Genomic DNA, 26,870 nt, shown 5'->3' on the forward strand with positions numbered 1-26,870 from the left:
TCACACGCCTTGGCTGACCGAGCTCATATTGAAGTCGGGGATGCGCAGGGCGGGCATCGCGGCCCTAGTGAACCAGTCGCCCCACTCCCTCGGCAGCGTCTTTTCCGTCCGCCCGGCCTCCGAGGCCCGCGAGAGCAGGTCCACCGGCGACTCGTTGAACCGGAAGTTGTTCACCTCGCCCACGACCTCGCCGTTCTCGACGAGATAGACGCCGTCACGGGTGAGCCCGGTGAGCAGCAGGGTGGCCGGGTCGACCTCGCGGATGTACCAGAGGCAGGTCAGGAGAAGCCCTCTCTCCGTGCTCGCCACCATCTCCTCCAGGGAGCGGTCGGTGCCGCCGTCCAGGATGAGGTTGTCGATGGCGGGCGCCACCGGCAGACCGGTCAGTTCCGCGCTGTGCCGGGTGCTGGTCAGATGCGCGAGCTCGCCCGCGCGCACCCAGTCGGTGGTTGCCAGCGGAAGCCCGTTGTCGAAGACGGACGAGTCGCCGCCCGAGGCGTGCGCGAGTACGAACGGGGCGGACTCCAGGCCCGGCTCGTTCGGGTCGCTGCGCAGCGTCAGGGGCAGCTCGGCGAGCCGGTCGCCGACGCGGGTGCCGCCGCCGGGCTTGGAGAACACCGTCCGGCCGTCGGCCGCGTCCCGGGCCGAAGCCGACCACAGCTGGTAGATCAGCAGGTCGGCGACGGCGGTCGGCGGAAGCAGCGTCTCGTAACGCCCGGCGGGCAGGTCGACGCGCCGCTGAGCCCACCCCAGACGCTTGGCGAGCTCCGCGTCGAGCGCCGCCGGGTCGACGTCCTTGAAGTCCCGGGTCGCCCGCCCGGCCCACGCCGACTTCGTACGGTCCGGGGACTTGGCATTGAGCTCAAGGGTCCCGCTGGGCTGGTCGTGCCGCAGCCGGAGCCCCGTCGACGTACCGAGATAGCTCGATACGAGTTCGTGGTTCGCGAAGCCGTACAGCTCACGCCCGCCCGCGCGTGCGGTGGCGAAGGCCTCGCCGAGCGCGGGCGCGAAGTCCGCGAAGACCGTGGAGGACGTCTCGGCGGGGGAGTCCCTGAAGTCCACGGACTCCTCGGCCCCGGCCACCAGCGGCTGCGCGTCCTCCGCGGGCCCGGCCCCGCGCGCGGCGTGTTCGGCGGCGCGTACGAGGGGCTCGAGATCGGCGGCGGTCACGGCCGAGCGCGAGACGACTCCGGAGGCGGTGCCTTCCTTGCCGTCGACGGTCGCGATGACGGTGAGGGTGCGGCCGCGGGTGACGCCGTTCGTGGTCAGGGAGTTGCCTGCCCAGCGCAGATTCGCGGTCGAGTGCTCGTCGGCGATGACGACGCAGCCGTCGGCGGTGGACAGTTCGAGGGCGCGCTCGACGATCTCGTGCGGCTTGTTCGTACCGTTCGTACGAGAGGTCATCGACCCGCCTCCTGCGTGGTGTTGAGGATGTTCACGCCTCGGAACAGTGCTGAAGGGCAGCCGTGCGAGACCGCCGCGACCTGGCCCGGCTGGGCCTTGCCGCAGTTGAAGGCGCCGCCGAGGACATAGGTCTGGGGGCCGCCCACCTTCTCCATGGAGCCCCAGAACTCAGGGGTGACTCCCTGGTAGGCGACGTCCCGGAGCTGCCCGACCAGACGCCCGTTCCGGATCTCGTACGCCCTTTGCTGGGTGAACTGGAAGTTGTACCTCTGCATGTCGATCGACCAGGACCGGTCGCCCACCACGTAGATGCCGCGGTCGACGCCCCCGATCAGGTCCTCCGTGGAGAGCCCGCCCGGATCCGGCTGTAGCGACACGTTCGCCATGCGCTGCACCGGCACATGACCGGGGGAGTCCGCGTACGCGCACCCGTTGGACCGCTCGAATCCGGTGAGCTTCGCGATGCGCCGGTCCAGCTGGTAGCCGACCAGAGTGCCGTCCTTCACCAGGTCCCAGGACTGCGCGGCCACGCCTTCGTCGTCGTACCCGATGGTCGACAAGCCGTGCTCGACGGTCCTGTCGCCCGTCACGTTCATGATCGACGAGCCGTACGCGAGCTTGCCGAGCTGGTCGAAGGTGGCGAAGGACGTTCCCGCGTACGCCGCTTCGTAGCCGAGCGCGCGGTCCAGCTCGGTGGCGTGGCCGATGGACTCGTGGATCGTCAGCCAGAGGTTGGACGGGTCGACGATCAGGTCGTACGAGCCCGCCCGCACGCTCGGCGCCCGCATCTTCTCGGCGAGGTGCTCCGGGATGCGCGCCAGCTCAGCGTCCCAGTCCCAGCTGGTCCCGGTGAGGTACTCCCAGCCCCGCCCGACCGGCGGCGCGATGGTCCGCATCGAGTCGAACTCGCCGCTCGTCCCGTCGACCGCGACCGCGGTGACCTGCGGGTGCAGGCGGACCCGCTGCTGCGTGGTCACCGTCCCCGCCGTGTCCGCGTAGAACTTGTTCTCATGCACGGTGAGCAGCGAGGCGTCGACGTGCGAGACCCCGTCGGCGGCAAGCAGCCGGGAGCTCCACTCGGCGAGCAGGCCGCTCTTCTCCTCTTCCGGCACGGAGAACGGGTCGATCTCGTACGAGGAGACCCACGTCTGGTCCGCGTGCACGGGCTCACCCGTGAGCTCCACGCGCTCGTCCGACCCTGCCGCCTTGATCACCTTCGCCGAGAGCTTGGCCATCGCCACGGCCTGGGACGCGACCTTCGCCGCCGCGTCCATCGTCAGGTCGACGCCGGACGCGAATCCCCACGTGCCGCCGTGTACGACGCGGACCGCGTAGCCGAGGTCCGTGGTGTCCGATGTGCCGGACGGTTTGGCGTCCCGCAGCTGCCAGGACGCGCTGCGCACCCGCTCGAGGCGGAAGTCCGCATGGTCTGCGCCCAGGGCACGCGCGCGGGCGAGCGCGGCGTCGGCGAGAGCCCGCAGCGGCAGCGCCGTGAAGGCTTCATCGATGGAATGAGGCACGGATGTCTCCCTGCTGTCGGCACCGGTCGGTCAGATCATGCCGCGCCTCAGGGCCAGGAGGCCGGCATTTTCTGTAGGGACCCGACAGTGAGTCCGGTAAGCCACTGTCGGTCACCGATTCTCTGTATGGAGCACGGTACCGATAGGTTTTCGAGTTACCAGACCGCTATCGAAAGGGTGATCCGTTGAGCCGCTCGGTTCTCGTCACCGGAGGAAACCGGGGCATCGGCCTCGCCATCGCCCGCGTCTTCGCCGACGCCGGCGATCAGGTCGCGATCACCTACCGCTCGGGTGAACCGCCCCAGGCCCTCACTGAGCTCGGTGTTCTCGCCGTCAAGTGCGACATCACTGACACCGAGCAGGTGGAGCAGGCCTACAAGGAGATTGAGGAGAAGCACGGTCCGGTGGAGATCCTGGTGGCCAACGCCGGGATCACCAAGGACCAGCTCCTCATGCGGATGTCCGAGGAGGACTTCACGTCCGTACTCGACACCAACCTCACCGGCACCTTCCGTGTCGTGAAGCGGGCCAACCGCGCCATGCTGCGCGCCAAGAAGGGCCGCGTCGTGCTGATCTCCTCCGTCGTCGGCCTGATGGGCGGCCCGGGGCAGGCCAACTACGCCGCCTCCAAGGCAGGCCTCGTCGGCTTCGCGCGCTCCCTCGCCCGTGAGCTCGGGTCGCGCAATCTCACCTTCAACGTCGTCGCGCCCGGTTTTGTCGACACCGACATGACCAAGGCGCTCAGCGACGAGCAGCGGTCGAGCATCATGGCGCAGGTGCCGCTCGGCCGTTACGCGCAGCCCGAGGAGATCGCCGCCGCGGTGAAGTTCCTAGCCTCGGACGACGCGTCGTACATCACTGGAGCCGTCATCCCCGTTGACGGCGGATTGGGCATGGGTCACTGATCACCATGAGCGGAATTCTCGACGGCAAGAAGATCTTGATCACGGGCGTTCTGATGGAGTCCTCCATCGCGTTCCACGCGGCCAAGGTCGCGCAGGAGCAGGGCGCCGAGGTCATCCTCACCGCCTTCCCGCGCCCCACGCTCACCGAGCGCATCGCCAAGAAGCTGCCCAAGCCCGCCAAGGTCATCGAGCTCGACGTGACCAACCAGGAGCACCTGGACCGCCTCGAAGGCCTCGTCCGCGAGGAGCTCGGCAGCCTGGACGGCGTCGTCCACTCCATCGGCTTCGCCCCGCAGGACGCGCTCGGCGGCAACTTCCTGAACACGCCCTTCGAGTCGGTCGCCACGGCGATGCACGTCTCGGCGTTCTCCCTGAAGTCGCTCGCCATGGCCTGTCGCCCGCTGATGAGCGACGGCGCCTCGATCGTCGGCCTCACCTTCGACGCGCAGTTCGCCTGGCCGCAGTACGACTGGATGGGCCCGGCCAAGGCCGCCCTTGAGGCCACCTCGCGCTACCTCGGGCGTGACCTGGGCAAGGACAACATCCGTTGCAACCTCATCTCTGCCGGACCGATCGGCTCGATGGCCGCGAAGTCCATCCCGGGCTTCGGGGAGCTTGCCGAGGTGTGGAACACCCGTTCCCCCCTGGCGTGGGACATGGCCGACCCGGAGCCCGCGGGCCGCGGCATCGTCGCGCTGCTCTCGGACTTCTTCCCGAAGACGACGGGCGAGATCATCCACGTCGACGGCGGCGTGCACATGATGGGCGCCTGACCAGGCATTCTGTACGTTCCTGACGCCCCGTCCCCCGCGATGCGCGGGAGGCGGGGCGTCACCCGTTCGGCCCACCGGCCAGGCGGCGGACGGGCGGAACCGCGCACCCTGAGGTGTGCGCCTGTCACCTCCCGCGGTGCTCGCCGCCCTCAGCCTGCTGATCGCCCTGCCGTACGACGTCGCATCACATGCCGTCGGAGAGGCGAGGCAACCCCACGCGCGCGTGCAGGCGGATGGACCAGCGGACGAACCAGCGGATGATCCCCGGCCGTTCGGCTCCGAGTGCCGCACCAGCGTCAAGGGCTCGGACGCGGTCGCGTACTGCCACAACCCGTACCCCGAGACCGACATGGTCCGGCTGCACGTGGAGTGCGATCAGTGGTGGGACATCGACAGCGACGGAGTATCGGTCGAAGCCGGGCCCGCCACGACCGTGCGGCTCACCGGGCGGTGCTGGAAAGACATCAGGTCGGTCTGGGTCAGTCACCAGAAGTGAACAGCTCCGGGCGGCACATGAACGGGTAGGCGGCCGCCTCCTTCGCCGCCGCCTCCGCGTCCTGCTCGCGGATCGCGTCGACGAGCCGGGCGTGGTCCATGTGGCTCTCGGGGGTCAGCTTCTCGCCGACGTCCTCGCGCAGCCAGTCCCGCATGACCTCGCCGAGGTCCGCGTACATCGCCGTCATCACGTCGTTGTGGGACGCGGCCACGACGGCCAGGTGGAACGTCGCGTCGGCCGCCACGAAGGCCTCCGCCTCACCCGACTCCCAGGCCTCCTCGCGGCGGTCGAGGAGCGCGTCGAGCTGCTTGAGGTCGCGCTCCGTGCGCCGCTGCGCGGCCAGCTTCGCCGCGCTCGACTCCAGGGTGCTGCGCAGCTCCGCGATGTGCCGCGGGTCCGCGTCGGCGAACCTGCGCTGCATCACTCCGGCCAGCTCGCTCGTCGCGACCACATAGGTGCCTGAGCCCTGACGGATGTCGAGCAGGCCGTTGTGCGCCAGGGCGCGGACCGCCTCACGGACGGTGTTGCGGGCCACGCCGAGCTGTTCGACCAGCTCGGGCTCGGTGGGGATGCGGGAGCCGACCGGCCACTCTCCCGACGAGATCTGGTTCCGCAACTCGGAGATCACCTGCTCGGAGAGTGCTGAGCGGCGAGGGGTGGTCAGGGGCATGACGTTCCTTCGTGCGCGATGTGACGGAAACAGTGGCAGTGACGGAAACAGTGGCAGTGACGGAAACAAGTGGCAGTGACGGAAACAAGTGGCAATGGATTGGACAGCCAATCATCCCATGATTCTATGATGACCCCATGGCTAGTGAGGAAACCAAGACGATGACGGCTTCGACGCCACCGACACCTACACCAATACGTACCGACGCGGCGAGCGGGGCGGCAGCCGAGAAACAGCCCCCCACGCGCGCGTGGGCCACGCGTCTGGTCATCGTCGGCATCGTCCTCGCCGCCCTCAACCTCCGTCCGGCCATCACCAGCCTCGGCTCCCTCCTCGAAGAGGTGCGTGACGGGCTCGGCATGAGCGGCACGCTCGCCGGGCTTCTCACCTCCGTCCCGCCGCTCTGCTTCGCGGTCTTCGGAGTGATGGCACCTCGGCTCGCCCGCAGGTTCGGCCCCAGCGCGGTGGTCTGCGCGGGCATGGTCGCGATCGCCGCGGGCCTGGTGATGCGCCCCTTCCTCGGTGGCACCGTCGGCTTCCTCGCCGCGAGCGCGCTCGCCCTCATGGGCATCGCGGTCAGCAACGTCCTGATGCCGGTGATCGTCAAGCGCTGGTTCCCCGACCGGGTCGGCTCGATGACCGGCCTCTACTCGATGGCGCTCGCCCTCGGCACGTCGATGGCGGCCGCCGTCACGGTGCCCATGACCGATGCGCTGGGCGGCAGTTGGCAGTCGGGGCTCGCCGTGTGGGCCACGCTCGCCGTCGTCGCCGTCGTGCCATGGGCGCTGCTCGCCCGCGACCGGAGGGCGGCTTCCACCGCCTCCCCGGAGCACGTCAGCGCCGAGGTGCGGCAGGAGGACGCCGGGCTTCGCATCACCCGTAGCCGTACGGCGTGGGCGCTCGCCTGCTTCTTCGGGCTCCAGGCCACCGCCGCGTACATCACGATGGGCTGGATGCCACAGATTTTCCGTGACGCGGGGGTCCCGGCGGGGGAGGCGGGCGTGCTGCTCGCCGTCACCATGGCGATGGGCGTGCCGCTGGCCTTCGTCATCCCGCGGGTCGCCACACGGCTGCCGAACCAAGGCCCTGTGGTGGTGGTGCTCGGCCTCTGCGGTCTCGTCGGATACGCGGGCCTCTACCTCGCCCCCGAGGGCGGCGCCTGGGCCTGGGCCCTGCTGCTCGGCATCTCCAACTGCGCCTTCCCGCTGGCCCTCACGATGGTCGGTATGCGGGCCAAGAGCAGCGTGGGCGTCGCCAAGCTCTCGGCCTTCGCGCAGAGCACGGGCTATCTCATCTCGATCCCGGGGCCGCTCCTGGTGGGCGTGCTCTACCAGCACAGCGGCGGCTGGGGTCTGCCGATCGCGCTCATGGCGGGCCTGATGGTGCCGCAGATCGTGGTGGGCATCCTGGCGGGCCGCAACCGCACGGTCGAGGACGAGGTCGCCGTGGCGGCCTGATGCCTGAAGGGCTGACGTCCGAGGGGCTGACGCCCGGACGGTTCGTGCGACCCCGGCGGAGACGCCTCGCACAAAGGGTGCGAGACTTCCGATATGCCAGTGCTTGATCCGAACCCCCAGAACGGCCAGAAGAAGCTGCTCATCGTGCTCGGCGCGATGCTGGCCATCACCGTGATCATCGGGATCATCGCCTCCATCGCCTCGCCGTGAACTGACCCCGGCGGGGCGGATGGTGGGGTTAGCACCACCATCCCCTAGGGGGTCAGTGTCAGGGTCAAGTGGGTGGATCACCGGATGTGCTGAGGGTTGCCGAATCCGTACCTTCGAGATGTGGCCGCGAAGACGCGGCACGGAGGACTCGAAGACCACGGAGGCGGCATGTCGGCCCGTTCGCACACTCGGAGCGACCTGGGAGCCCCAAGGGACTCGGCGAGCATCGAGATCCAGCTTCCGTGGTGGGCGATCGCCCTCCCCGCCGTCGCCTTCGCGGCCCTGCTCCTGCTGATACTCAACCCCGCCGACGCACACGCCGCGAGCGGCGACCCGGTGGTCACCCACGTGCTCGAGCGCATCCAGGAGACGGTGTTCCGTTCGGCGCCGTGACCAGCCCCGGGTGCACGCCGTCACCCGTGCCGGGGGAGCGGGTCAACTCCCTGCGCCCCATGGCGCGTTTCATGCGAAGCTGGGACGCATGAGCGTCGCAGAACCCCGCAGGATTGTCCTCTTCCGGCATGCGAAGGCCGACTGGCCGCAGGTGTCCGACCACGAGCGGCCGCTCGCGGAGCGCGGACGCAAGGATGCCCCGGTCGCCGGGCGCAAGCTGGCCGACAGTGGTATCCCCTTCGACCTGGCCCTCTGCTCGACCGCCGCCAGGACCCGCGAGACATGGAAGCTCGCCGTCCATGAGCTGCCGCAGAGGCCCAAGACCGTCTACGAGGAGCGGCTGTACGAGGCCTCTCCGGGCGAGCTGATCGCCGTGCTCAACGAAACGCCGGACGACGCGCAGGATGTCGTACTGATCGGCCACAACCCCGGAGTGCAGGGGCTCGCCGACATCCTCGCCGGGCAGTCCGAAGGCGACGCCCGTACGCGAATGGACCGCCGCGGCTTCCCGACCTCGGCCTTCGCGGTCCTGACGTACTCCGGCTCGTGGAAGGCCCTGGAGCCCGGCGTCGCCACGCTGGTGGACTACTGGGCGCCTTCCGACTAGCTCTCCGGTCTCCGCTCGCTTGTCTCTTGCCGACACTCCGCCCTCTTGCCGACACTCCGCTCTCTTGGCGGATCTTGAATTGCGTACGTCGATGGGCCCTGGTACCGCGCGGTACCAGGGCCCATCGACGTGGAGCGCAAACGCGACGCGGGCGCCGGGTCAGTCGGTGTGCGTGTTCGCCGCTTCGACCTCTTCGCGGGTGACGCCGAGGAGGTAGAGGACGGTGTCGAGGAAGGGGACGTTCACCGCGGTGTGGGCAGCCTCGCGGACGACGGGCTTGGCGTTGAAGGCGACACCGAGACCGGCCGCGTTCAGCATGTCGAGGTCGTTCGCGCCGTCGCCGATCGCGACGGTCTGCTCCAGCGGGACCCCGGCCTCCTCGGCGAAGCGGCGCAGCAGGCGGGCCTTGCCCGCGCGGTCCACGATCTCGCCGGTCACCTTTCCGGTGAGCTTGCCGTCGACGATCTCCAGGGTGTTGGCCTGGGCGAAGTCGAGGCCGAGACGTTCCTTCAGATCATCCGTGACCTGAGTGAACCCGCCCGAGACGACGCCCACTTGATAGCCGAGGCGCTTGAGCGTGCGGATGAGGGTGCGGGCGCCGGGGGTGAGGCGGACCTCGGAGCGGACCTTGTCGACGACCGAGGCGTCGAGCCCTGCCAGCAGGGCCACGCGGGCGTGCAGCGACTGCTCGAAGTCCAGTTCGCCCGCCATCGCGGCAGCGGTCACCTCGGCGACCTTGTCCTCGCAGCCCGCGTGCGCCGCGAAGAGTTCGATCACCTCGTCCTGGATGAGGGTCGAGTCGACGTCCATCACGATGAGCCGCTGGGCGCGGCGGTGCAGCCCCGCGGCGACGACGGCGACGTCCACGCCGAGCCTCGCGGCCTCCAGGGCCAGGGAGGTGCGCAGCGGCTCGGTCTCCGTTCCGGAGACAGCGAACTCGACTGCGGTGACCGGGTACTTGGCGAGCCGGAAGATGCGGTCGATGTTGCCGCCGGTATCGGTGATGCGGGCGGCGATCGCGGCCGTCGACTCGGCGGTGAGGGGGTGGCCGAGCACGGTGACATGGGAACGGCCGAGGCCACGGGGGCGGTTGTCGCCGATGCCCGAGATGATCTCGGCCTGCATCTTCAGGGAATCGGCCCAGCTGTGCACGGTGGACCGCAGGTCGCCCTCCAGGCCGGCCGGCGGCTCGGTCACGAGCGCGCACAGCACTATGCGGCCACGGGTGACGACCTGCTCGATGTCGACGACGTCGACGGAGTAGGCAGCGAGGGTGTCGAAGAGACCGGCGGTGATCCCGGGGCGGTCCTTGCCGAAGATCTTGACGAGGAGCGTGGGGACATCGGCGGGGTGCGGGGGCTGCGAAGCGCTCATGGTGAGCCCACCGTATCCGGGTGCTCTGCGCGGGGGGCGGGGTGGTCCGGGTGCCGGACACTCCGTGGGAGGGGGCGCGCCTTCGGCCGCCGCGGGGCGGGGAGTCTTTGGCCGCCGCTTCGCGGTGGATTATCTCCCTCCCACTCGCCCGTTCACCCCTGGGCCATCGGGTGGGCGGGAGGGAAACATCCGTCACGAAGCGACGGGACGGAAACGCCCCCCCCACCGGCCAGAGCAGGGGCGTCACCGGAGAACCGGCACTACCGCCCCCGTCCACCCCGAGGCCCCTGCCCCGGAGGGGGCGGTGGCGGCGGAGGAGGCGGAGGAGGCGGAGGAGGCGGAGGCGGCGGCCAGTCGCCGTTGCCCGAGGACCGGGACCGCGGCTTCGGCTTCGGGGGTGGACTGATCGGTCCCACCACGGTCGGCGAGCCGGAGACATCACGCGGCGGCCGGAGGTACGGGTTGGTGTCAGGATTCGCGGGCCGGTAGGGATCGCTGGGACTGTACGGACCCGCGTACGGACCCGAGGGATGACCCGAGGGCGGACCCGCAGTGGAGGCCGGTACCCCAGCAGACCCGGCAGGAGCCGGAGCCGGAGCCGCAGACGCCCCCGCCCCAAGGGCCAGCGCCGACGCCCGACCCCCCGCGGCCCCGCTCGCCACCGCGAGCAACGCCCCGACAGCTCCGGCCCCCGCCCCCCACGCGACCCCCAGGAGCAACGCCATCCCCAGCTGCCCATGAAGCTCGATCCCCGCCCCGAACGCGTCGAAGCCGAGCACCGAGAGCGAGGCATCCGCGGACACCCCCGTCAGCCACACCATCAGCGCGAGGCCGAGCCCTGTCACCACGCCGAGCCGCACCGCACACCGCCCCGCGAACGCCAGGGCGCCCGTCTCGCCACGTAAGAAGGGAGTGCGGACAGCCGTAAGGACTCCCGCGAACAGGATCATCAGCGCCGCAGCGACCCCGAGGAGCCAGACCCGCCCGTCGAGTTCGGCGAGCCGCCCCAGCGTCACCGGCTCGTTCCCCGAGGCTCCCGATCCCGTCAGAAGATCGTCCAGCGGATCCGGCAGGAGCTTCGCGAGCTCGCCCGTGGCCTTGCCGTCCCACGGCACGAAGAGCCCGATGGGCACCCCGAGCCACACCCCGTTCGGCGCCCCGAGCAGTGCCGCACCCGCGATCCGCTTGGGATGGGCGTCGCCGACCATCGCGTACAGCGCCGCGGCGAGCCCCGCGAGCACCGCCACCAGAGCCACCGAGACCAGCGCGGACACGGCAGGCCGCGCCACGCGGTGCAGGGCGTCAAGGCCGCGCGGCAGCGGCGTACGCCGTGCGGCGAGCAGCGCGATCAGCAGGACGCCGATCACCCACACCGCGCCCCCGAGCAGCGTCGGTCCCGTGTCCACGGTGAAGCCGACCGCCGCCTTCGCCTTCGCGAGATCGCCGAGCCGGTCGGGCAGCAGACCGCCGATGTCGCCGAGACCGCCGGGCAGTTTGTCCGTGATGTCGGACGGGATCTGATCGATCCCTTTGTCGATGCCCTTGTCGATCCCCAGCTGCTCGCCGTCGATCGTGATGATGTCGTGACCCGCCCATGCGAGCCCTCCGAGCATCGCCACGAAGAGGACGACCACCGCTCCCGCGCGTGCGGCGAGTTCGGCGGACGTGAGTACAACTCCCGCCCCCCGCAAGGAGCGTAGGAAGAAATACGCAAGGAGTACCGCTCCCACGAGCCCGACGCCCAGCGGTGCGATGTCGATCGCGGTGGTCGCCTGGGCCCCGTCGAGTCCGAATGCCGAGACATCGCCGGACGGGGTGACCGAACCGCCCGCGCCGAGGGCCACCGCCGCCGCCGTCATCGGCCCGAGCGACCCCACCGCGTCCGCGCCGAGGAGGTGCAGGCCGAGCGCCGCCGTACCCGCCATGCCGACCAGGGCCCAGCTCACGGCGGCGATCGCGGAGAGCAGGACATCGCCCCACCGCACGCCCCGGCCTTCGGCCCTCGTCTCACCGGTCTCCATCAGGACCCCCCGAATCGCACCGTGTCGCCCTGTTCATGCGTGATGTGCGCTGATGTTCAGTAACGCGGCTGATGTGCGCAATGCGCATGATCCGTATGCACTGATGGGCGGTTACTACTCTCCGGGGCGGTTTCTGCCCCGTCAACGGGGCGGTCGCGGCGGCCCGTACGCAGTCTTCACAAGGCCCGACTTTCGGTCAGAGGCCTCCGCCTGAAATAGTTCCTCCCGATGTTCGACATCCCTAGACTCCCCATATGGGGGCTAGCTCGGGGGACAACTCAGTGGGGCTGGAGTGCCGGAACTCGTACTGGAATTGAATGGAAGGACCTGGACGCTCGATCCGTCCAGGTCGTACACCCTCGGACGTGATCCGCAGGGGGATCTCGCGCTTGACGACGCCAGGGTCTCCTGGCGTCACGCCACGATCAGCTGGAGCGGCCGCAGTTGGGTCATCGAGGACCACGGCAGCACCAATGGCACCTTTGTGCAGGGCCAGCGGATCCACCAGATGGAAATCGGCCCCGGCTCGGCCGTGAACCTCGGCAACGCGACCGACGGCCCGCGGCTGAATGTCTCCGGCAGCGCTTCGGGCGCCGCCGCTGCCATGTCCGCACCGCAGCAGGCCGCCCAGCAGGCCCCGGCCCAGCAGGCGCCGCAACACCAGGCACCTCAGCATCACGCGCCCCAGCAGGAAGCGCCCGGCTGGGCCGCGTCGGCGAGTCAGCAGCAGGCACCGCAGCAGGTGCCCCAGCAGCAGGGCTGGCCGCAGCCGCAGCAGGCCGCCCAGCACCAGCAGCCTCAGCAACCGCAGGTCCCGCAGCAGCAGGGCCCCGGTGCGGGCTCCGGCGGTGTCGCGGGGGCCCCGCCGGTCTACGGCGACCGCAGCCCGACGACGTTCCACCAGCTCTCGCTCGGCCGCAAGATGCGCATCGGCCGTGCCCTGGAGAACGAACTGGTCGTCTCCGACCTCCAGGTCTCGCGGCACCACGCCGAGTTCACGGCCACTCCGGACGGCCGCTTCGAGATCCACGATCTCGGCTCGCACAACGGCACGTACATCAACGGTCAGCCGGTCGCGAAGTCCGGCACGGCCCTCATCGGCCCGAACGACATCGTCAGCGTCGGTCACTCGACGTTCCGGCTCGTCGGCGACCGGCTCGAGGAGTTCGTCGACACCGGTGAGGTCTCCTTCTCCGCGCGCCACCTGACGGTGACGGTCGACGGCGGCAAGGACATCCTCAAGGACGTCTCCTTCGGCGTCCCGGAGAAGTCGCTCATCGCGGTCATCGGCCCCTCGGGCTCCGGAAAGTCCACCCTGCTCAAGGCGCTCACCGGTTACCGGCCCGCCAACAAGGGTGACGTCCTCTACGACAACCGGAACCTGTACAAGCAGTTCGCCGAGCTGCGCCAGCGCATCGGTCTGGTCCCGCAGGACGACATCCTGCACAAGGAACTGACCGTCAAGAAGGCCCTCAAGTACGCCGCCAAGCTGCGCTTCCCCTCGGACACCAGCGAGCAGGAGCGCGAGCAGCGCATCGACGAGGTCCTGCGCGAGCTCAAGCTGGACATCCACAAGGAGAAGAAGGTCACCTCCCTCTCCGGTGGCCAGCGCAAGCGTGTGTCGGTGGCCCTGGAGCTGCTCACCAAGCCGTCGCTGATCTTCCTGGACGAGCCGACATCCGGCCTCGACCCGGGCATGGACCGCGACGTCATGCAGCTCCTGCGCGGCCTCGCGGACGACGGCCGTACGGTCCTCGTCGTCACGCACTCGGTCGCCGAGCTGGCGATCTGCGACAAGCTCCTGGTGATGGCGCCCGGCGGCTCGGTCGCGTACTTCGGTCCGCCGGAGGAAGCGCTCAACTTCTTCGGCTACTCGACGTGGGCGGACGTCTTCTCGGCCTTCGAGAACTACCGCGACTACGACTGGGCGGGCCGCTGGAAGGGCTCGCAGCACTACCAGATGTACGCCGCCGACATCGACGCCGTGGCCGCGCAGTCGGTCCACATGCCGCCGGCGCAGGCGATCAGGCCGCCCAAGCCGCAGGGCTGGGGCTCACAGCTGTGGACCCTGATCCGCCGCTACACCTCGGTGATCGCCTCCGACAAGGGCTTCCTGGGCCTGATGGTGATCCTGCCCGCGGTCCTCGGCATCGTCAGCGTCGTCATCCCGGCCGACTTCGGGCTCGGCCCGCCCAAGCCGCCGTCCAAGTTCAACGGCGACGCGGGCACGATCATGCTGATCCTCGCGGTCGGCATGTGCTTCTCGGGCGCGGCCAACTCCGTACGTGAGCTGATCAAGGAACGGGTCATCTACGAACGGGAGCGTGCCACCGGCCTCTCCCGTTCGGCGTACCTGATGTCCAAGGTCATCGTCCTCGGCGTGATCACGGCCTTCCAGGGCGTCATCATCTGCGGCATCGGTTTCGCGACGCGTGACATGCCGGAAGAGGGCCTGATCATGCCCCCGGCCGTCGAGATCTGCCTGACGATCATCGCCCTCGGCTTCACCTCGATGATGTTCGGCCTGGTCATCTCCTCGCTGGTGAAGACCTCCGAGAAGACCATGCCGCTCCTGGTGATGTTCGCGATCGTCCAGGTCGTCTTCACCGGCGTGCTCTTCCAGGTCTACGGCTCGCCGGGCCTCGAGCAGTTCGCCTGGCTGATGCCGTCGCGCTGGGCCATCGCGGGCGCGGGCTCCACCCTCGACCTGGCGCACCTCATGCCGCCGTGGGACCCGAAGAAGCCGGGCGACCTCGACCCGCTGTGGGAGCACTCGGCGGGACAGTGGGGCATGAACATCACGATCCTGCTCCTGATCGGCATCGCCTGCGGCTTCGCGGTCGCGCGACTGCTGCGTCGCCACGAGCCGGAGGTCATGCGCAAGTAAGCGCATCACCCACAGGTACGACGAGAAGGGCGGCACCCCTGTGGGTGCCGCCCTTCGGCGTCTGCGAGCCTCGGTGAAGAGGTCCGTTGATCAGCTGATCAGTGATGATCGGTTGATCAGGCTCAGTAGGCGCTGTTCACGTTGTCCATCGAGCCGTACCGGTCGGCCGCGTAGTTGGCCGCGGCCGTGATGTTGGCGACCGGGTCGGCGATGTTCGTGGACGTGCCCTCGACGTGGTACGCGTTGAACGTGGGCTGGATGACCTGGAGCAGGCCGATCGACGGGGTGCCGTTGATGGCGTTGATGTCCCAGCCGTTCTTGGCGTTCGGGTCGCCCGCGGACTCCCGGATGATGTTGCGGTGCAGGCCCTCGTAGGAGCCGGGTATGCCCTTGGACTTCATGATGTCCAGGGACTGGCGGATCCAGCCGTCGAGGTTGTTGGCGTAGACCGGCTTGCGCGCGGCGGCACGGCTCGCGGCTTCCTTGGCCTTGCGCTCGTCCTCGGCCTTCTTCTTGGCCGCGGCCTCCTCGTCGGCCCGCTTCTTCGCGGCGGCGTCCGCCTCGGCCTTCGCCTTCGCGGCGGCATCGGCCTTGGCCTGCTTGTCCGCGGTGCCCTGCTGCTTGATGACACCGGCGTGGACGGCCTGCTGGGCGTCGACGTTCTGCTTGAAGGCCACCGGGGCGGCGGCGTCGACGCTCTGGGTTCCGGCATCGGAGCTGCCCGGCACGAGGGAGAAGGCGAGGGCGGCGGCGCCGAGCGTGGCGACACCGGCGATCGAGAACTTCTGGGTCTTGGTCAGCGCGGAGCGACTATGACCAGGGGTGCTGAGCTTCGACATGCGGATGGACCTCTTCGAAATCGCGGAGGTCGCTCTGGCCGACGGGGACATTGCTTCTCCGACACAAACGCCGCGGTGCGAGACCGCGGCGTCGAGCGACGGGAGCAATTCTTAGCGGCCGCAAAATTCTGTGGCAAAGCAGTGACGTACGAAGCCAGGTAGTGGATCAGGGGGCGCGCCATACCCTTTGACGGCATTGCGCACCATGCGCATAAAGGGATATCTCATTCACTGGGAGACTTAGTACGTGACGTGCGCCCTATGCGCGGGCTCACATCGACCACGTAACAACCTCACCAACAGTTGCCCTCGCAACTCTCTGCGTGAGCAAACTCCTCCGGAAGTAGGAGATGCACGTCGCCGAACTCGTGCCAGAGGTAGAGACGGCGTACCGCCTCCGTATAACCCCGGTCGACAGCGGCCCTTCCCGCGATCGCCTCCAGCATCAGCAGATGCGAGGCCTGCGGCTCGTGCAGCCCGGTCAGCAGCCCGTCCACCACGCGTACGCCCCGCTCCGGCGTCACCACGAGCTCTGTACGACCCGCTGCCGCCCTGACCACCCCGTCAGGTCCCGTGGCGGACTCGACGGCACGCACGGCCGTCGTACCCACCGCGATGACGCGCCCTCCGCCCGCCCTGGCGGCATTGATCAGCCGCGCCGATGTCTGAGGCACCTCGAAGCGCTCGGGGTACGGCGGCTCGTGCGCCTCGGGCGACGCCACCCCTGTATGCAGCGCGACCGGCGCGAACTGCACACCGCGGCTGACCAGGCTCGCCACGAGACACGCGGTGAACGGCCGCGCCGCGCTCGGCATCTCCGCGCTGCCCGACCCATCGGCCGCGGGCAGCGCGAACACCGTCTGGTAGACGGAGAGCGGCTGGTCCCTGTCCGTATAGGAGTAGCGAACGGGGCGCCCATGCTGCCCCAGCAGCGAAGGGACGTCGGCCGAGACCCTCGCCCACCACAGCCGCTCGCTCCCCGCGGCAAGCGGCTCCTCATATACGAGGCGTACGTCACCGGGGAGCCGCACGACTGAATTCGCGGGCCCGCCCGCGCGCGCCCGCGTGGTGCCCCGGCCGTCCGGATCCCGCAACTCGACGGCCCACCGACCGTCGTCGCCCCGCGTCGAGAAATGCACCACTACGCGCGCGTGCCCGACGGTTCCGTCGACGGCGGCGGGCAGCGTCGCCGAGGTGTTCACGATCAGCAGGTCACCGGCCCGCAGCAGCGCGGGCAGGTCGGCGAACGTGTGATGCGAGACCTCAGTCCCGCGCGACACGAGCAGCCGCACCGCGTCCCTGTCGAGCCCCTGGCCCCGCTGCTCGGCGGGGACACGGGCCGCCAGCTCCTCGGGCACTCGCACGGCCAGCGTCATCGCGCGTCCACACCGGAAGGGCCGTCCAGCAGAGAGGGACCGGAGTACCGTCCGCTCGCCGGGCGCTCGTCGAGCAGCCGCAGGAAGGCGGGCGCCACAGTCTCCGGAGACGGCCGCCCCGAGGCGTCGTCGTCCGGGACGGCCGCCCCGTAGAGGTCGGTCCGCATGTCACCGGGATCGATCGCCCACACCCTGATCCCCGGTTCCTCCACGGCAAGGACCGCCGACAGCTGATCGAGGGCGGCCTTGGACGCCCCGTACCCGCCCCACGTCTCGTACGCCTCGACGGCCGCGTCGGAGCTGACGTCGACCACCGCGCCCGCCGCCGAGGCCCGCAGCAAGGGCAGCGCCTCCCGGATCAGCCCCAGGGCCGCCACCACATTGGTCTCCAGCGCCTGCCGCAGCCCGTCGAGCGCGAGCTCCTCAAGGCGTACGAGAGGCTCCGCACCCAGCGCGCTCGCGTTGTTCACCAGCAGATCGAGACCGCCCAGCCTGCGCGCCGCCGCGACCAGGTCCGCCCGGTGCCCCGCATCCGTGACATCCCCGGCGACGGCCTCCACGCGCGCGCCGCGCCCCGCCAGGTCCCGTGCGGAGTCCTCGAGAGCGGAGGCCGTTCTCGCGTCGAGCACCAGATCCCAGCCCCGCTCCGCGAGCGCCGCGCCCAGCGCCCGCCCCAGTCCCTTCGAAGCCCCCGTGATGATCGCCACCGGCATGACATCCGTCCCCTCGGGTCGCCCAGACGGCTGCTCCTCCAGCCGATGACCCCACGGTAGGAACGGACCCGCTCCCGGCGCCTCGTGCGCGGGCCGCAATGGTTCAGGGCCCTTCGGCCTACGCCCACGGCCCTAGGCGGAGGCCGCCACAGGTCGGATACGCACTGTCATACCCCGCCGGTACGGTGAGGCCATGAGTCAAGGTCCCCGGTCCGGTCTGAACGCGGTGAGCGCCGCGCTGCTGGCCATGAGTGAGCAGCTGGAGGTGCGCGACGTCCTCAAGACGATCGTCGCGTCGGCCCGCGAACTGCTCGACGCGGAGTACGCGGCACTCGGCGTCCCGGACGACCACGGCGGATTCGCGCAGTTCGTCGTCGACGGAGTCAGCGAGGAGCAGTGGCGAGCCATCGGCCCGCTGCCCCGCCAGCACGGCATTCTCGCCGCGATGCTGCACAAGGCCGAGCCCGAGCGTCTCGCCGATGTGCGCGAGGACCCCCGCTTCGAGGGCTGGCCGTCCGCCCACCCGGACATGTCCGACTTCCTCGGCCTGCCGATCCGGTACGGGGACGAGACGCTCGGCGCCCTCTTCCTCGCCAACAAGAGGTGCCCCAGGCCGGACGGCGGCTGCGGCTTCACCGCCGACGACGAAGAGCTCCTCTCGATCCTCGCCCAGCACGCCGCGATCGCCCTCACGAACGCCCGGCTCTACGAGCGCAGCCGCGAGCTGACGATCGCCGAGGAGCGCTCACGCCTCGCACACGAACTGCACGACGCCGTCAGTCAGAAGCTGTTCTCCCTGCGCCTGACAGCACAGGCCGCTGCCACCCTGGTGGACCGCGACCCCTCCCGCGCCAAGGGCGAACTCCAGCAGGTGGCCGTGCTCGCGGCCGAGGCCGCGGACGAACTGCGCGCCGCTGTCGTGGAGTTGCGCCCAGCCGCCCTGGACGAGGACGGCCTGGTGGCCACCCTGCGCACGCACACGCATGTCCTGGACCGCGCGCACTCCGCCGAAGTCACCTTCGAGAGCCGGGGAGTTCGCGCCCTGCCCGCGGCCCAGGAGGAAGCGATGCTGCGAGTCGCCCAGGAGGCCCTGCACAATGCCTTGCGCCACTCCGGCGCGGAGCACGTCCGCGTGGCCCTCGCCCGGCGCGGCTCGGGAGCCGTGCTGCGCGTCACCGACGACGGCAGCGGTTTCGACCCGCGCGTGATCCGCCGCGCGGGACGGCACTTGGGCCTGGTCTCCATGCGGGACCGGGCGAGCGGTGTCGGCGGACGACTGACCGTGGAATCGGAGCCCGGAAAGGGCACGACGATCGAGATGGAGGTTCCCGGTGGCTGACGCTGTGTTCAATCCGAAGACAGGGATCCGGGTGCTGTTGGTCGACGACCATCAGGTGGTCCGCCGCGGTCTGCGTACGTTCCTCGAGGTGCAGGACGACATCGAAGTCGTGGGCGAGGCTTCGGACGGCGCCGAAGGGGTCGAGCAGGCCGAGAAGTTGAAACCGGACGTCGTCCTCATGGACGTCAAGATGCCGGGCATGGACGGCGTCGAGGCGCTGCGCAAGCTCCGCGAACTGGCCAACCCCGCGCGCGTGCTCATTGTCACCAGCTTCACCGAGCAGCGCACGGTCGTCCCGGCCCTGCGTGCGGGCGCCGCGGGGTATGTCTACAAGGACGTCGACCCGGAGGCCCTCGCGGGAGCCATCCGCTCCGTGCACGCGGGGCATGTCCTCCTCCAGCCCGAAGTGGCAGGGGCGCTGCTGTCCCAGGAGGGTGCCAACGCCGGGCAGGGGAGGGGCGGTTCGCTCACCGAGCGGGAGCGTGAGGTCCTCGGGCTCATCGCCGACGGCCGCTCGAACCGGGAGATCGCGCGGGCGCTTGTGCTCTCCGAGAAGACCGTCAAGACCCACGTCTCGAACATCCTGATGAAGCTGGACCTCGCCGACCGCACCCAGGCCGCCCTGTGGGCCGTACGACATGGTGTGACCGGCTGATTAACGGTCCGGCGCACTCCGTCAACGGGCAGAGCGGACCGTCGTGTTCCGGTCTGAGATTCATACCGTCGTGTGGATGTCCCTCGTTCGGCGCAACCTGTGGGCCGCTCGGCCGTTCTCCAGTGCGTGCTGCGGCGGCTGGCCGCAGCGATCACTAGGAGGACCCAGAAGTGAAGAACCTGAAGAAGGTCGCTGCTGTCACGATGGTGGCGGGTGGCCTCGTCGTCGCCGGTGCCGGTCTCGCCTCCGCCACGGACGGTGCGCACGCCAACGGCAAGGCCGTGCACTCGCCGGGCGTCGGCTCGGGCAACCTCGTCCAGGCGCCGGTGCACATCCCCGTGAACGCCGTGGGCAACACCGTCTCCGTCATCGGCGCCCTCAACCCGGCCTTCGCGAACGACGGCCTCAACGCCTGACGTTCGCACTAGGCGCAGCGCGACCACCGGCCCTCCGGGCATTCTCCGGGGGGCCGGTCCGGCGTTCGAGGGAGCACCCCGAGGGAGCGCCCCCGACGGGGCGCGGGGAACTGCGCGACCAGCCACGACGGCCCCGTAGTCGACAAACTCTCCGGAGCACGCGGCGCCATAGCTCCGGGCACTCCTGAGCCCAGGCCTCAGCCCCGCTCCCGCTCCTCCACGTACGCGTTGTACGCAGCCACCTGAGCCCGCCGAGCCGTCCGCTCCACAGGGCGCAACGCCGCCCCCCGCGCGGCCATCTCCGAGGCGCTCACGGCGCCCCCATGGCCGTTCTCGTACGCCACCGAGATCAGCAGCCCGACCCGCTGCGCCAGCTCCAACACCCGTACCGCCCGCGGCGGATACCCGGGAGCGAGCGCCTCACGCCCCCGCTCGGCCCGAGCCCGGTACGCGTCCACCGCCGCCTCGGCGACCGGCCCCGAGCCCGCGACGTCGAGCTTCGAGAGCACCTCCGTCGCATCCCGCAGCGCCTCGGCGAGCTCGCGCTCCGCCTCGCCGAGCGAGGGCACATCGGCGGGCGGCGCCTCCCGTACGGGCAGGCAGTGCCAGACGACCTCCACGTGCACATCGCCGGCGGGCCCCGCCTCAGTCACCGCGGGCACGAACCCGTACGGCGCTCCGTAGGCGACGACCGCCTCCTCCGCCTCCAGGGCTCGGGCGTTGAAGGCGGGCGGCCCGCTCAGGCCGAGCGGATGGCCCGGCGCGGGCAGCGCGACCCGCAGCCCGGTCACCCCGAGCGTGCGCAATCGCCCGATGGCGAGCGTGAGACCGACAGGACCCGATTCGCCGGGAAGACCTTCGACCCGGTGCAACGCGTCGTCGCCGACCACCGCGAGCGCCGCGTCATCCGGAGAGACAAGTCCGGCAAGAAGGGCATTTCCCCATGCTGCCAAGCGTCCTGAGCGTGGTTCCGAGAGCATACGTACAGCCTAAGGACCGGGCTAAGGACTGGAGCGCTCGGCTGGTGGCGTAGGTTTTCTCCCAGGGGACTGCGTCCACGACGCAAGCGACAGCCGAGACTGCAATGGGAGACAACGCGCTCATGAGCGATGTACTGGAGCTGGAGGACGTATCCGTGGTCCGCGAGGGCCGGGCTCTGGTGGACCAGGTCTCCTGGTCGGTCAAGGAGGGTGAGCGCTGGGTCATCCTCGGCCCGAACGGCGCGGGGAAGACCACCCTGCTGAACGTCGCCTCCAGCTACCTCCACCCGAGCAGCGGCACCGCCACCATCCTCGGCGAGACCCTCGGCAAGCCCGGCACGGACGTCTTCGAGCTCCGCCCGCGCATCGGCGTGGCCGGCATCGCGATGGCCGAGAAGCTGCCCAAGCGCCAGACCGTGCTCCAGACGGTGCTCACGGCCGCGTACGGCATGACCGCAGGCTGGCACGAGGACTACGAGGACGTCGACGAGCAGCGCGCCCGCGCCTTCCTCGACCGCCTCGGCATGACCGGCTACCTGGACCGCAAGTTCGGCACCCTCTCCGAGGGCGAGCGCAAGCGCACCCTGATCGCCCGCGCCCTGATGACCGACCCCGAGCTGCTCCTCCTGGACGAGCCCGCCGCGGGCCTCGACCTCGGCGGACGCGAAGACCTCGTACGCCGCCTCGGCCGCCTCGCCCGCGACCCGATCGCCCCCTCGATGATCATGGTCACGCACCACGTCGAGGAGATCGCCCCCGGCTTCACCCACGTCCTCATGATCCGCCAGGGCAAGGTCATGGCCGCGGGCCCGCTCGAGCTCGAACTGACCTCCCGCAACCTCTCCCTCTGCTTCGGACTGCCCCTGGTGGTCGAGGAGCGGGGCGAGCGCTGGAGCGCCCAGGGCCTCCCGCTCGGCTGACACCGGCGCACACGGCCAGGCTCGCTCCGGCCGGTAGATCACGTGCCCTGTGCGGGAAGGCCTCGCGGTCCTACGATGACCACGTGGACATCGACGCATGGGTGTGGTGGCTGATCGGCGCCGTCGCGCTCGGAATCCCGCTGGTACTGACCGCGATGCCGGAGTTCGGCATGCTCTCCGTGGGCGCCGTCGGGGGAGCCGTGACCGCGGGCCTCGGGGGCGGCACCGTACTCCAAGTCGTCGTCTTCACCGCGGTGTCGGTCGCGCTCATCGCGGTCGTACGCTCCGTCGCGGCCCGGCACCGCTCCCAACGGCCCGAGCTGGCCACGGGAGTAGAGGCGCTGAAAGGCAAGACGGCCGTCGTCCTGGAACGGGTCGACGGATCCGGCGGACGGATCAAGCTCGCCGGCGAGATCTGGTCGGCCCGCTCACTCGACAAGGACCAGAGCTACGAGGCGGGCCACGAGGTGGACGTCGTCGAGATCGACGGAGCGACGGCCGTCGTCATGTGAACGCACCCCAGGGTGTACGACGGTCTGACAGACTCGACCAGCAAGATCTTCACCAGCTAGTCCTGGTTCAGTGGATCTTCCGAAAACACCGAGGCAAGAGGGGTACGGGGAATCACGATGGAACCAATCATCATCGTCCTGATCATTCTGGTGGTGCTGGTCTTCATCGCCCTGATCAAGACGATCCAGGTCATCCCGCAGGCCAGCGCGGCGATCGTCGAGCGCTTCGGCCGCTACACACGGACGCTGAACGCGGGCCTGAACATCGTCGTCCCGTTCATCGACTCGATCCGCAACCGCATCGACCTCCGTGAACAGGTCGTCCCGTTCCCGCCCCAGCCGGTGATCACCCAGGACAACCTGGTCGTGAACATCGACACCGTCATCTACTACCAGGTGACCGACGCCCGCGCCGCGACGTACGAAGTCGCCAGCTACATCCAGGCGATCGAGCAGCTCACCGTCACCACCCTCCGCAACATCATCGGTGGCATGGACCTGGAGCGGACCCTGACCTCCCGCGAGGAGATCAACGCAGCGCTGCGCGGCGTCCTCGACGAGGCCACCGGCAAGTGGGGCATCCGCGTCAACCGCGTCGAGCTCAAGGCGATCGAGCCGCCGACCTCCATCCAGGACTCGATGGAGAAGCAGATGCGCGCCGACCGCGACAAGCGCGCCGCGATCCTCCAGGCCGAGGGTGTCCGGCAGTCGGAGATCCTGCGCGCCGAAGGTGAGAAGCAGTCCGCGATCCTGCGCGCCGAAGGTGAGGCCAAGGCCGCGGCCCTGCGTGCCGAGGGCGAGGCCCAGGCGATCCGCACGGTCTTCGAGTCCATCCACGCGGGCGACGCGGACCAGAAGCTCCTCGCCTACCAGTACCTCCAGATGCTCCCGAAGATCGCCGAGGGCGACGCGAACAAGCTCTGGATCGTGCCCAGCGAGATCGGCGACGCGCTCAAGGGCCTGAGCGGCGCCATGGGTAACTTCGGTCCGATGGGCGGCGGTTCGGGTGGCGAGCCCGCCAAGGAGCGCCGCGAACAGCCGCCGATCGACTAGCGAGCGGCGTACGACGCACAAGAAGACACACGAGAAGGGGCCCGCCTCTCCATCCGGGAGGCGGGCCCCTTCTCGTGTCTGGTGTCTTCTTGTGCCTCGTACGACCCGTCAGCTCACGCGGCCGAGAACGCCAGGCTTCCCCAAGCCCTCAGCTGCGCCCGAGCAGGGGAGACCCCGTCCGGCAGCGCGGCGACACCGTCGCGGCCGAGCGCGAGCAGCATCGCGTCGGCAGGGGTCGGCTCGAACGGCTGTCGCAGCAACGGCATTCCCGCCTCCTCCGGCGTACGGTCCGCTTTGCGGTGATTGTCCATCGCGCACGAAGCAACCGTGTTCAGCCAGGTGTCCCTGCCGCCCTGCGCCCGCGGCACCACGTGGTCCACGGTCGTCGCCCGCTTGCCGCAGTACGCGCACCTGTGCTGGTCTCTCACGAGAACACCCCGACGCGACCACGGAGCCTGTCTTCGGAAGGGCACCCGTACATACCTGCAGAGCCTGATCACCCGAGGCACCGGTATCTCGACCGCCGCAGCGCGCACACGGAGTCCGGGGCGGGCCTGCTCGACCACGGCCTTGTCCTGCAGCACAAGGACGACGGCACGGTTCAGCGTCACCGTCGACAGCGGCTCGAAGCTCGCGTTCAGCACCAGCGTGTCCCGCATTTCGCCCACCTCCCGTATGCACACCGGCCCACCCCCTGGCGGGCTGGGATCAACTTTGGCCGGGCACGCCGAGATGGACAACGCAATAAAAAATGCCCGCCCCTGATCACTTCCATGACCAGGGGCGGGCAAACGTTCAGTGAACGCTCAGCTATCGGCTGGAGCCGCGTACTCGGCGAGCAATTGCGCACGCCCGAGCGTGTGGAACCGGAGGTTGAACCCGACCACGGCAGGCGAAGCGTCGGAGTCAGGACCGAGCTTCTCCTGGTCCACCGCGTACACGGTGAACACATAACGGTGCGCCGGGTCACCGGGCGGCGGCGCAGCGCCCCCGAATTCCTTCGTCCCGTAGTCGTTCCGCACCTGCACCGCGCCCTCGGGCAGCCCGTCGAACTTGCCGCTGCCCGCGCCGACGGGCAGTTCCGTCACCGACACCGGAATGTCGATGACGGACCAGTGCCAGAACCCGCTGCCCGTGGGCGCGTCCGGGTCGAAGCACGTCACGGCGAAGCTCTTGGTCTCCGGCGGGAAGCCCTCCCACCGCAGCTGCGGCGAAGTGTTCCCGGCCGCGTGGACCTGAGCGTCCTTGAGCACCGCACCCGGCTCGATGTCCTCGCTCACGACCGTGAACGACGGCACGGGCGGATGGAAGGCATGGGGCAGCGGGGCCCTCTTGAGCTCGGTCACGTCGGCACCTCCTGGTTGATGGCTGATCCGTTCCGAGCCTAGAACCAGTTGCGCTTGCTGCCGACCTGGGACAGCCACTCGTTGAGGTACGCCGCCCAGTCCGTGCCCTGGAAGTCATGGAGCCCGACCTTGAACGACCGGAACGAGTCGCTGCCTTCACTGAAGAGGCCCGGCTTCTTGTCCATCTCCAGGATGACGTCCATCTCGCGGTCGTCAGCCACGAAGCTCAACTCGACCTGGTTCAGACCGCGGTACTGCTGCGGCGGGTAGAACTCGATCTCCTGGTAGAACGGCAGCTTCTGCCGCGTACCGCGGATGTGACCGCGCTCCATGTCGGCGCTCTTGAAGCGGAAGCCCAGCTGGATGAAGGCATCCAGGATCGCCTGCTGCGCCGGCAGCGGGTGCACATTGACCGGGTCCAGATCGCCGGAGTCCACGGCCCGCGCGATCTGGAGCTCGGTGGACACACCGATGTTCATGCCGCGCAGCTGCTGCCCGTCGATGGCCGTGACCGGCGTCTCCCAGGGGATCTCGAGCCCGAACGGCACCGAGTGCACCTGGCCCGCCTGGAGCGTGAAGGCCCCACCGAGCCGCAGCTTGGTGAACTCGATGTCCTGCTTCGTCTCCTGGTCCTGGCCCTCGACCTCGACCCGCGCCTGCAGACCGACGGACAGCCCTTCGATCTCCTGATCCACGGACCCACCCTGGATCCGCACCTCACCCTGGACGACTCCACCGGGCACGACATTGACCTCGGTCAGCACCGTCTCCACCGAGGCACCCCCGGCACCCAGGCTCGCAAGCAGCTTCTTGAACCCCATGACTCTCCTCCCCCAGGCCCCGCCTGTGGTTCGACTCGACTTGATCCTTGATCCATACAAACGCGATGAACCCACGTCCGGTTCCGCGCCCTCACCCTGGCAATCCGTACGACCGGTGACCACCCACCCGTACGAACTGCCTCCAGTAGGCTCGGTCGGCATGATCGCGGCCACTGACCGTACGCCCCTGCCACGCGACTTCTTCGACCGCCCTGTCCTCGAGGTCGCCCCGGATCTGCTCGGCCGAGTGCTCGTACGCGACTCAGCTGACGGCCCGATCGAACTGCGCCTGACAGAGGTCGAGGCGTACGCGGGGGAGGTCGACCCCGGGTCACACGCCTATCGCGGCCCGACCGCCCGCAACAGCGTGATGTTCGGCCCGCCAGGACACGCGTACGTCTACTTCACCTACGGCATGTGGCACTGCCTCAACGTGGTGTGCGGCCCGGAAGGAATGGCGAGCGGAGTGCTGCTCAGGGCGGGAGAGGTCACGACCGGCGCGGAGCTCGCCCGCAAACGTCGACTCTCGGCCCGCAACGACAGGGAACTGGCCAAAGGCCCGGCCCGCCTGGCCACAGCCCTTGACGTGGACCGCAGCCTGAACGGCACCGACTTCTGCGCGGACCCGGGCACCCCTCTCTCCTTCCTTACGGGCACCCCCATCCACCCCGACCAGGTCAGGAGCGGCCCACGCACGGGAGTGGGCGGCGAAGGAGCCGTCCACCCCTGGCGCTTCTGGGCCCCCAACGACCCGACGGTCAGCCCATATCGGCCTCATACGCCCCGACGCCGCCGAACTTGACGCGGCCCTGGGCGGACCGTAATGTAGCCCGAGCCGCTTGACCCGGGTACGGCGTTCTGCCAGCAGCCGGAAGCGGCCAACCACTACCTACGACTTCCCCTCAGCGGGGGCTTATTTCGCGTGCTCGCATGTCGGAATTCGAACCCGCGGAACTCGATTATGAGTTGCCGAGGGAATCGGCTAATGTAGTGAACACGCCGAAAGGCAAAGGCCCTCCAACGGCCACTGGAAATGAAATCCGAACCGGGAACGGAACGGAAAACGGATCTGGTAGAGTTGGAAACACGAAACACCGAAGGGAAGCGCCCGGAGGAAAGCCCGAGAGGGTGAGTACAAAGGAAGCGTCCGTTCCTTGAGAACTCAACAGCGTGCTAAAAGTCA

27 protein-coding genes are annotated in these 26,870 nt (G+C 69.4%); 15 read left to right on the plus strand and 12 right to left on the minus strand.

The window, feature by feature from the left end:
* On the minus strand, window positions 1-1,404 hold the full coding sequence (locus ACGFSB_RS36655; protein WP_393408700.1) for a metallopeptidase TldD-related protein: 1,404 nt from the start codon (window positions 1,402-1,404) through the stop codon (window positions 1-3).
* The gene (locus ACGFSB_RS36660) at window positions 1,401-2,924 is read right to left on the minus strand and encodes a TldD/PmbA family protein (protein WP_393408703.1); all 1,524 of its coding nucleotides are present in this window, start codon (window positions 2,922-2,924) and stop codon (window positions 1,401-1,403) included. The genes ACGFSB_RS36655 and ACGFSB_RS36660 overlap by 4 nt, the downstream gene beginning before the upstream one ends.
* A gap of 185 nt (window positions 2,925-3,109) precedes the next feature.
* Between ACGFSB_RS36660 and fabG the strand changes: the two genes are divergently transcribed.
* The 3 genes from fabG to ACGFSB_RS36675 all read left to right on the plus strand — a co-directional run bounded on the left by fabG (window position 3,110) and on the right by ACGFSB_RS36675 (window position 5,098).
* Window positions 3,110-3,829, plus strand: a complete 720-nt coding sequence (gene fabG / locus ACGFSB_RS36665) for a 3-oxoacyl-[acyl-carrier-protein] reductase (RefSeq protein ID WP_393408705.1) — start codon at window positions 3,110-3,112, stop codon at window positions 3,827-3,829.
* Window positions 3,830-3,834: 5 nt separating this feature from the next.
* Entirely contained in the window at window positions 3,835-4,602 is a 768-nt protein-coding gene (gene fabI, locus ACGFSB_RS36670; protein ID WP_344521781.1) for an enoyl-ACP reductase FabI, read from the plus strand.
* Window positions 4,603-4,717: 115 nt separating this feature from the next.
* On the plus strand, window positions 4,718-5,098 hold the full coding sequence (locus ACGFSB_RS36675; protein WP_393408707.1) for a hypothetical protein: 381 nt from the start codon (window positions 4,718-4,720) through the stop codon (window positions 5,096-5,098).
* On the opposite strand, the gene ACGFSB_RS36680 is transcribed toward ACGFSB_RS36675, so the two are convergent.
* Entirely contained in the window at window positions 5,082-5,768 is a 687-nt protein-coding gene (locus tag ACGFSB_RS36680) for a FadR/GntR family transcriptional regulator (RefSeq protein WP_393408710.1), read from the minus strand. The genes ACGFSB_RS36675 and ACGFSB_RS36680 overlap by 17 nt on opposite strands.
* 137 nt (window positions 5,769-5,905) lie before the next feature.
* Between ACGFSB_RS36680 and ACGFSB_RS36685 the strand changes: the two genes are divergently transcribed.
* From ACGFSB_RS36685 to ACGFSB_RS36700, 4 genes are all read left to right on the plus strand, one after another.
* Entirely contained in the window at window positions 5,906-7,225 is a 1,320-nt protein-coding gene (locus ACGFSB_RS36685; protein ID WP_393408713.1) for a CynX/NimT family MFS transporter, read from the plus strand.
* A 93-nt stretch (window positions 7,226-7,318) separates the two neighbouring features.
* Window positions 7,319-7,435 (plus strand): SGM_5486 family transporter-associated protein, encoded by a 117-nt coding sequence (locus tag ACGFSB_RS36690; protein ID WP_107059069.1) that lies wholly within the window; start codon window positions 7,319-7,321, stop codon window positions 7,433-7,435.
* A 120-nt stretch (window positions 7,436-7,555) separates the two neighbouring features.
* Window positions 7,556-7,828 (plus strand): hypothetical protein, encoded by a 273-nt coding sequence (locus ACGFSB_RS36695; protein ID WP_393408716.1) that lies wholly within the window; start codon window positions 7,556-7,558, stop codon window positions 7,826-7,828.
* A gap of 88 nt (window positions 7,829-7,916) precedes the next feature.
* Window positions 7,917-8,435 (plus strand): SixA phosphatase family protein, encoded by a 519-nt coding sequence (locus ACGFSB_RS36700; protein ID WP_393408718.1) that lies wholly within the window; start codon window positions 7,917-7,919, stop codon window positions 8,433-8,435.
* Between the two features lie 159 nt (window positions 8,436-8,594).
* Here ACGFSB_RS36700 and serB read toward each other — a convergent pair whose 3' ends face one another.
* Together serB and ACGFSB_RS36710 are read right to left on the minus strand one after the other, a co-directional pair.
* Window positions 8,595-9,809 carry a phosphoserine phosphatase SerB gene (gene serB, locus ACGFSB_RS36705; RefSeq protein WP_393408720.1) on the minus strand — a complete coding sequence of 405 codons (1,215 nt, stop codon included), beginning with the start codon at window positions 9,807-9,809 and terminating at the stop codon, window positions 8,595-8,597.
* Between the two features lie 260 nt (window positions 9,810-10,069).
* Window positions 10,070-11,830: a streptophobe family protein gene (locus ACGFSB_RS36710; RefSeq protein ID WP_393408723.1), complete on the minus strand. Its 1,761-nt coding sequence runs from the start codon at window positions 11,828-11,830 to the stop codon at window positions 10,070-10,072.
* Between the two features lie 292 nt (window positions 11,831-12,122).
* Here ACGFSB_RS36710 and ACGFSB_RS36715 point away from each other — a divergent pair, with 292 nt between their 5' ends.
* On the plus strand, window positions 12,123-14,717 hold the full coding sequence (locus ACGFSB_RS36715; RefSeq protein WP_393408726.1) for an FHA domain-containing protein: 2,595 nt from the start codon (window positions 12,123-12,125) through the stop codon (window positions 14,715-14,717).
* A 122-nt stretch (window positions 14,718-14,839) separates the two neighbouring features.
* Here ACGFSB_RS36715 and ACGFSB_RS36720 read toward each other — a convergent pair whose 3' ends face one another.
* From ACGFSB_RS36720 to ACGFSB_RS36730, 3 genes are all read right to left on the minus strand, one after another.
* Window positions 14,840-15,556: a transglycosylase SLT domain-containing protein gene (locus ACGFSB_RS36720; protein WP_393408729.1), complete on the minus strand. Its 717-nt coding sequence runs from the start codon at window positions 15,554-15,556 to the stop codon at window positions 14,840-14,842.
* Window positions 15,557-15,849: 293 nt separating this feature from the next.
* On the minus strand, window positions 15,850-16,932 hold the full coding sequence (locus ACGFSB_RS36725; RefSeq protein ID WP_393408731.1) for an S-adenosylmethionine:tRNA ribosyltransferase-isomerase: 1,083 nt from the start codon (window positions 16,930-16,932) through the stop codon (window positions 15,850-15,852).
* Complete coding sequence (locus ACGFSB_RS36730) at window positions 16,929-17,645, minus strand: SDR family NAD(P)-dependent oxidoreductase (RefSeq protein WP_393408733.1); 717 nt, start codon at window positions 17,643-17,645, stop codon at window positions 16,929-16,931. Before ACGFSB_RS36730 ends, ACGFSB_RS36725 begins: the two co-directional genes overlap by 4 nt.
* Window positions 17,646-17,838: 193 nt before the next feature.
* Between ACGFSB_RS36730 and ACGFSB_RS36735 the strand changes: the two genes are divergently transcribed.
* The 3 genes from ACGFSB_RS36735 to ACGFSB_RS36745 all read left to right on the plus strand — a co-directional run bounded on the left by ACGFSB_RS36735 (window position 17,839) and on the right by ACGFSB_RS36745 (window position 20,055).
* Window positions 17,839-18,984 (plus strand): GAF domain-containing sensor histidine kinase, encoded by a 1,146-nt coding sequence (locus tag ACGFSB_RS36735; RefSeq protein WP_393408735.1) that lies wholly within the window; start codon window positions 17,839-17,841, stop codon window positions 18,982-18,984.
* A complete protein-coding gene (locus tag ACGFSB_RS36740; protein ID WP_393408737.1) occupies window positions 18,977-19,639 on the plus strand; it encodes a response regulator in 663 nt (220 codons plus the stop codon). The genes ACGFSB_RS36735 and ACGFSB_RS36740 overlap by 8 nt, the downstream gene beginning before the upstream one ends.
* Window positions 19,640-19,809: 170 nt before the next feature.
* The gene (locus ACGFSB_RS36745) at window positions 19,810-20,055 is read left to right on the plus strand and encodes a chaplin (protein ID WP_393408739.1); all 246 of its coding nucleotides are present in this window, start codon (window positions 19,810-19,812) and stop codon (window positions 20,053-20,055) included.
* Between the two features lie 197 nt (window positions 20,056-20,252).
* On the opposite strand, the gene ACGFSB_RS36750 is transcribed toward ACGFSB_RS36745, so the two are convergent.
* Complete coding sequence (locus tag ACGFSB_RS36750; protein WP_393408742.1) at window positions 20,253-21,035, minus strand: hypothetical protein; 783 nt, start codon at window positions 21,033-21,035, stop codon at window positions 20,253-20,255.
* A gap of 122 nt (window positions 21,036-21,157) precedes the next feature.
* Between ACGFSB_RS36750 and ACGFSB_RS36755 the strand changes: the two genes are divergently transcribed.
* The 3 genes from ACGFSB_RS36755 (at window position 21,158) to ACGFSB_RS36765 (ending at window position 23,520) form a co-directional block, all read left to right on the plus strand.
* On the plus strand, window positions 21,158-21,955 hold the full coding sequence (locus ACGFSB_RS36755) for an ABC transporter ATP-binding protein (protein WP_393408745.1): 798 nt from the start codon (window positions 21,158-21,160) through the stop codon (window positions 21,953-21,955).
* Between the two features lie 83 nt (window positions 21,956-22,038).
* The gene (locus tag ACGFSB_RS36760) at window positions 22,039-22,467 is read left to right on the plus strand and encodes an NfeD family protein (protein ID WP_393408747.1); all 429 of its coding nucleotides are present in this window, start codon (window positions 22,039-22,041) and stop codon (window positions 22,465-22,467) included.
* Window positions 22,468-22,584: 117 nt separating this feature from the next.
* Window positions 22,585-23,520, plus strand: a complete 936-nt coding sequence (locus ACGFSB_RS36765) for an SPFH domain-containing protein (RefSeq protein WP_393408750.1) — start codon at window positions 22,585-22,587, stop codon at window positions 23,518-23,520.
* 113 nt (window positions 23,521-23,633) lie between these two features.
* Here the strand turns inward: ACGFSB_RS36765 and ACGFSB_RS36770 are convergent, their stop codons facing one another.
* The 3 genes from ACGFSB_RS36770 to ACGFSB_RS36780 all read right to left on the minus strand — a co-directional run bounded on the left by ACGFSB_RS36770 (window position 23,634) and on the right by ACGFSB_RS36780 (window position 25,687).
* A complete protein-coding gene (locus ACGFSB_RS36770) occupies window positions 23,634-24,179 on the minus strand; it encodes an HNH endonuclease (RefSeq protein ID WP_393408752.1) in 546 nt (181 codons plus the stop codon).
* Window positions 24,180-24,326: 147 nt separating this feature from the next.
* A complete protein-coding gene (locus ACGFSB_RS36775; protein ID WP_393408754.1) occupies window positions 24,327-24,866 on the minus strand; it encodes a YbhB/YbcL family Raf kinase inhibitor-like protein in 540 nt (179 codons plus the stop codon).
* Window positions 24,867-24,904: 38 nt separating this feature from the next.
* Window positions 24,905-25,687 carry a sporulation protein gene (locus ACGFSB_RS36780; protein WP_393408756.1) on the minus strand — a complete coding sequence of 261 codons (783 nt, stop codon included), beginning with the start codon at window positions 25,685-25,687 and terminating at the stop codon, window positions 24,905-24,907.
* Window positions 25,688-25,847: 160 nt separating this feature from the next.
* On the opposite strand from ACGFSB_RS36780, the gene ACGFSB_RS36785 reads away from it, so the two are divergent.
* The gene (locus tag ACGFSB_RS36785; protein ID WP_393408758.1) at window positions 25,848-26,489 is read left to right on the plus strand and encodes a DNA-3-methyladenine glycosylase; all 642 of its coding nucleotides are present in this window, start codon (window positions 25,848-25,850) and stop codon (window positions 26,487-26,489) included.
* Window positions 26,490-26,870: the final 381 nt, after the last annotated feature.

The organism is Streptomyces sp. NPDC048441 (assembly GCF_043200235.1).
Taxonomy (GTDB): domain Bacteria; phylum Actinomycetota; class Actinomycetes; order Streptomycetales; family Streptomycetaceae; genus Streptomyces.